The organism is Pseudomonas sp. MIS38, from assembly GCF_019891575.1.
Taxonomy (GTDB): domain Bacteria; phylum Pseudomonadota; class Gammaproteobacteria; order Pseudomonadales; family Pseudomonadaceae; genus Aquipseudomonas; species Aquipseudomonas putida_A.
Map to the genome: position 1 here is coordinate 1 of NZ_JAFLXF010000062.1, position 622 is coordinate 622.

The following is a 622-nucleotide window of genomic DNA, read 5'->3' on the forward strand; positions in this document are numbered from 1 at the left end:
AAAGACGATTTCCATCAGGGCTACCGCAACCGTTTTCAGGCGACCCCGTGGGACGTGCCGAACCGTCCACCGCTGCGCCACCCGAAACCGCGCATCCTCGGCAGTCAGAGCGCCGTGGTGACCGGCCCCAAAGGCGAAGAGATCCATTGCGACCAGTACGGCCGGGTCAAAGTGCAATTCCACTGGGACCGCGAAGGCCAGGCCGACGACAAGACCAGTTGCTGGTTGCGCGTCTCCAGCGCCTGGGCCGGCGCCCAGTACGGCGGCATCGCCATCCCGCGCATCGGCATGGAAGTGCTGGTCACCTTCCTTGAAGGCGACCCCGATCAACCGCTGATCAGCGGCTGCCTGTACCACAAGGAAAACACCGTCCCCTACGCGCTGCCGGCGAACAAGACCCGCAGCACCTTCAAGACCTTGAGTTCGATGGGCGGCGGTGGCTACAACGAACTGCGCATCGAAGACAAAAAAGGTCAGGAACAGATCTTCCTCCATGCCCAGCGCGACTGGGACGAAAACATCGAGCACGACCAGAAGATCCGCGTCGGCAACGAACGCCACGACACCGTCGAGCAAAACAGCTACACAGAATTCAAGGCAGAAGAACACCACACCGTCTACG

The 622-nt window shown here is 61.4% G+C and carries 1 protein-coding gene; it reads left to right on the forward strand.

Annotation, left to right across the window (positions count from 1 at the left end; translation table 11 throughout):
• A partial coding sequence (gene tssI, locus J1G18_RS27855; RefSeq protein ID WP_223009607.1) for a type VI secretion system tip protein TssI/VgrG occupies positions 1-622 on the forward strand: 622 nt, incomplete at both ends.